This window comes from Methylobacterium sp. WL18 (assembly GCF_008040015.1).
GTDB lineage: Bacteria > Pseudomonadota > Alphaproteobacteria > Rhizobiales > Beijerinckiaceae > Methylobacterium > Methylobacterium mesophilicum.
This window is the reverse complement of the sequence record NZ_VRVD01000393.1, coordinates 1-4,441: the sequence shown is the minus strand read 5'-3', so window position 1 is coordinate 4,441 and position 4,441 is coordinate 1. Positions and strand designations below refer to the sequence as shown.

Here is a 4,441-nt window from a genome sequence, read left to right as displayed (position 1 = left end):
GGCCCGGGCCGACGCGGTGCGGGCCGCCATCGCGTACGACCTCGCGGGCGAGGCGATCGGGCTCGAGCGCCTGAAGGCGAAGTTCTCCGAGGCGATGGCCGAGAGCCCCGACGCCCGCACCTTCGCGCTGCTCACGGGCACCAACCCGACCAAGACCCCGGAATTCCGCGCCATCGCGGCCCGCGCCACCAAGGCCGACACCCTGTCGGCCTTCCTGGCCGAGTACCGCAAGCGCTATCCCGAGACCGCTCTGCCCGAACGCGGCGCGATCGCGGGCGAGCGCCAGAGCAGCGCCGAGGCCCCCGGCGCGCCGCCGGGCTGACGGCCGCGATGACGCTCGTGATCGATCCGGACCGGTTCCTCGAAACCGGATCCGGCCGCGTCTGGACGCCGGAGCGCAACGCCGCGGCGTGGCGACTGGCCTACGCGGCGCTGGAGCGGTCGCTGGTGGGTGGCGGCATCGACCGGCTGGTGATCGTCTGCGGCTTGCAGGGCGCGGGCAAGTCGACCAGGATCGCCGCGCAGGATCGCGACGCCGGCCGCGTCTATGTCGACGCGGCTCTCCCGGGCGTGCGGCACCGGGCGCCGATCATCGCCATCGCGCGCCGTCACGGCGTCCCGGTGGGGCCGTCTGGATCCGCGTCCCGCTCGACGTCGCCCTCTACCGGAACCGGAGGCGGCGCGCCGACACGATCGTCCCGGAGGCGACGATCCGCTCGGTCGCCAACCTGTTCGAGCCGCCGACGGTGGAGGAGGGGTTCGCGCAGGTGCGGATCGTCGCGGCCTGAGCCGGGCGCCTACTGCGTCAGCCGTGCGACCTGCAGGGCCTGGTCGAACATCGCGTTGAGTGAGGTCTTGATGTCGTCCGGGCTGTTGGCCGTGTAGAAATATCCCGGTGAGGCGCAGCTTTGCACGGTCGTCGCCAACGTCGGGTTCAAGGCGTTGACCTTCTTGTTTTCTGCGGCGATGCCGCCGCCGTAATCCGTGAAGGTGATGCTGTTGTATGGGATGTACAGGATCGAGACCGTCGCACCGGCCGATTTGAGCGCGGTGCAAAGTGACGGATCGATCTGCGCGGGAGAGGAGCCGTCGAAATCGCCGGCGGCGTAACCCGGGAATTTCGAGGGGCTACCCGGGTAGTAGTATCTGCCGTTCTTGGTGATGGAATAGTGCTGACTGTTCTGCATCCCGTCGGTGACCAGGAATACGAACGGCTTGCGGGCGCCGGTGCTGGAGCCGTCCCCGAATCCGCCCGCATTGGCGATGGCGGCCTTCATTTGCGGCAGGACGACCTCGAAATGCGTGCCGCCGGCACCCGTGCCGGTGCTCGGGTCCCCCCCCGTGGACAGCTGTGTCGTGCCGGTATCCAGAAGCTTGGTCAGGGCGAGCGGGTAGGGCGTCGTGTTGGCGCAGTCGGCGACGGTGTTCAGGGTGGCGATGGAGCTGTTGATGTCGGCGAGCGTGCCCATCTGGTTGATGAACGGGTACAGGCCGACGCGGTACTGGCTCGTCACCGAGGGGTTGGCGGCCCGCTGAATCAGCGAGCAAACCGCCGTGTTCAGTGCGTCCGAGCGCAGCTGTATCTTGCCGGCGGCCAGGTTCCAGCCGTTGTAGGTTGGATAATGGCAGGCAAACTGGCAACCCTGCTTGTAGTCCGAATTCATGTCATTGTTCTGGCTCGCCAGCTTGCTCATGCCGGCGGTGGTCGCCGGCAGGCCCATCGAGCCCGACACGTCCAGCAACAGGTAGAAGTCGAGGTAGCTCGCGAGGTCGGCCGAGGCCGTGACCGTGTTGGAGAAGTTCGTGGTCGGGGTCCGGAAGATCGGTCCGAAATTGTTCTTCACCGTGGCGCTGTAGACGACCGTCGACACGAGCGTCTGGCTCTTGCGCGTGAGTTGCGGCGGCTGAAGCTGCACCTGCGCGAACGGCACGGTGCCGGCGTTGACCGTGAAGGCTTTCGACGCCTGCGCGATGCCGGCCGCGATGGCGTTGGCGGTGACGTTCGCCTGGCCGGGGTTGGCCGCGATGTAGGCCTTGGCGGTCGCCACCGCGGCGATGGCGGCCGCATCCGCGGCGGCGTCGAGCTTGGACTTGTCGGTGATCGCGACGCCGTAATCGATCCCGTAGCCGAGCAGGCCGACCATCGGCAGCAGGCTCAAGGCGAACAGGATCGTCACGTTGCCGGAGCGTGCACCCGAGAGGCCCGCCGCCCGGACGATGCGGCGCTGCACGCGGTTCAGAAGCCCGGGCATTTGGTGGCGATCCCATCGTTGCCCGCCACGTCGAAATTGACCAGCGTGGCGTAGCGCGGCTGCACGTACATCGAGCGGGCGATCCGCACGGCGGGGACGAACCGCGCGCCGAACGTCGGCTTGAAGTTGAAGACGACATCGACCGCCACGATCGATCCGGGCCCGAAGACCGAGCGGGGCAGCGTGGTCCGGTTCGGCGGGGCCGTGTCGGCGGCGGGAAGCTGCGGGACCGCGCAGGGCCGGTAATTGCCCCCGGTGGTCCCCGAACTCGTCCAGGCGACGGCGGCCGTGTAGCAGGCGCTCAGGTCGCCGCCGGTGCAGTTTGCCGCCGTCGGGGTGAACGCGACGGCGGCGTAGGTGATGGCGATGTCCTGCCACCATTGCAGGCCCTGCCGCGGCCCGTCCTTCATCAGGTACGGGAACAGGACCAGGGCGGAATCGAAGCTGAAATGCAGGTCGGTGGCGTTGACGGTCGCCACCGTCGAGCCCGAGGGCGGCATCGCCTGCGAGATCATCTGGCTGATCGACTGGGCGAGCAGCCCGACCTTGCGGCTGGCGTTGATGTACGTGATCAGCTGGGTCCCGCCGAGCATCAGGATCAGCAGCACCGGCAGGATCAGGGCGAACTCGATCGCGGAGACCGCCCGCCTGTCGCGCAGGAAGCGCTTCGCCGGCGGCGGGCCGCCGCGAGCCGGTCGCGATCCCGCGACGCGGCCCATCCGGTTCGTCGGCGAGCGCCCGCGCATCAGAACAGCTCGTTGCGGAACGCCGCCGTCGAGACCGCCAGGTAGGCCGGGGCGCCGTTGAACACCGCGCCGCCGCCCAGCATCTTCGCGAAGGCGGCGGGCAGGAACGTGATCGGATAGATCACCAGGAGGTACTGGTACTGTCCGCGGGTGCCGAGGCTGTACTGGCCGGACCCGGGGGTCAGCGCCGGGATCGCCAGGCCGCTGAGATCGGATTTCACGTAGCTGTAGTAGCCGCTCGATCCGCTTCCGGTCGGCACCAGGTACAGGTTCACCACGAGGTTGCCGCACGTCATAGATGCCGGCAGGTTCCGGCACAGGGCGGTCTTGAAACCGGCCTGATCGAGGGCATTCGTCTGGGCGGACCCGGTCAGGATCTGCCGGGCGGCGCGGGTCGTGGCATAGTCCAGGGATTGATTGATAAACAGGATCGTGGCCACGGTCATGATAAACAGAAGGGCCAGGATGAACAGCATCGCCACCAGGGCGAACTCGACCGCTGCGGCCCCTTTCTGATCGCGAACGTAGCGGCGCATGAGAAACATGCGCTCTGTTAGCAAGAGATTGCTAAACCCGGGTTAAAACAGCCTTCGAGAGTCTATCCGTCTGCCTGGACGAATCTTGCGAGGTATCCGGCCTGACTGCAACGGCCCGACGCCTCGACGTCATTGACCTGATGCGCTCGCTTGCGCCGAACCGGCAAACAGCTTTCGGGGGGCTGCCCTATCCGCCGTAGCTCTGGACCAGCGATCCGGCCACCAGGGTCCAGCCATCGACCAGCACGAAGAAGATCAGCTTGAACGGCAGGGCGACGGTGGCGGGCGGCACCATCATCATGCCCACCGCCATCAGCACCGAGGCGACCACGAGGTCGATGATCAGGAACGGGATGAACAGCAGGAAGCCGATCTCGAAGGCGCGGCGCAGCTCCGAGATCATGAAGGCCGGGGTCACGATCTCGAGGCCGACATCCTCGGGCCCCTTCGGCACCGGCACCTTGGCGAGGTCGAGGAACAGCTTCAGATCCTTCTCGCGGACGTTCTTCAGCATGAACGTCTTGAACGGCCCCGAGGCGCGCTCGAAGGCCTGGGCCTGCGTGATCCGCCCGGCGACCAGTGGCTCGATCCCGGCGCTGTAGGCCGCGCGGCCGGTGGGCGCCATCACGAAGGCGGTGAGGAACAGCGCCAGGCTGACGATCACCGCGGTGGGCGGCGCCGTCTGGGTGCCGAGCGCCGAGCGCAGGATCGACAGCACCACGACGATCCGGGTGAACGCGGTCGCCATCACCAGCACGGAGGGCGCCACCGCCAGGATCGTGATCAGCGCGACGAGCTGGAGTGCCCGCTCGGTGGTGCCGCCGGCGCCGAGATCGACGCTGAGGCTCTGCGCCAGGGCCGGTCCGGCGGCCAGCCCGGTCCCGGCCAGCACGGCGAGGCCCAGAAG

At 68.0% G+C, this 4,441-nt stretch carries 5 protein-coding genes; 1 reads left to right on the top strand and 4 read right to left on the bottom strand.

Features of this window, described 5'->3' with window-relative positions:
* The coding region (locus tag FV228_RS21350; RefSeq protein WP_147856444.1) for a hypothetical protein at positions 1–322 on the top strand (322 nt) is incomplete at its 5' end.
* A gap of 475 nt (positions 323–797) precedes the next feature.
* Here the strand turns inward: FV228_RS21350 and FV228_RS21340 are convergent.
* The 4 genes from FV228_RS21340 to fliP all read right to left on the bottom strand — a co-directional run bounded on the left by FV228_RS21340 (position 798) and on the right by fliP (position 4,438).
* Positions 798–2,252 carry a pilus assembly protein TadG-related protein gene (locus FV228_RS21340; RefSeq protein WP_147856443.1) on the bottom strand — a complete coding sequence of 485 codons (1,455 nt, stop codon included), beginning with the start codon at positions 2,250–2,252 and terminating at the stop codon, positions 798–800.
* The gene (locus FV228_RS21335; RefSeq protein ID WP_246690001.1) at positions 2,237–2,998 is read right to left on the bottom strand and encodes a TadE/TadG family type IV pilus assembly protein; all 762 of its coding nucleotides are present in this window, start codon (positions 2,996–2,998) and stop codon (positions 2,237–2,239) included. The genes FV228_RS21340 and FV228_RS21335 overlap by 16 nt, the downstream gene beginning before the upstream one ends.
* Complete coding sequence (locus FV228_RS21330; protein ID WP_147856442.1) at positions 2,998–3,534, bottom strand: TadE/TadG family type IV pilus assembly protein; 537 nt, start codon at positions 3,532–3,534, stop codon at positions 2,998–3,000. The genes FV228_RS21335 and FV228_RS21330 overlap by 1 nt, the downstream gene beginning before the upstream one ends.
* A gap of 187 nt (positions 3,535–3,721) precedes the next feature.
* Positions 3,722–4,438 (bottom strand): flagellar type III secretion system pore protein FliP, encoded by a 717-nt coding sequence (gene fliP, locus FV228_RS21325; protein WP_147856445.1) that lies wholly within the window; start codon positions 4,436–4,438, stop codon positions 3,722–3,724.
* Between the last annotated feature and the right edge of the window lie 3 nt (positions 4,439–4,441).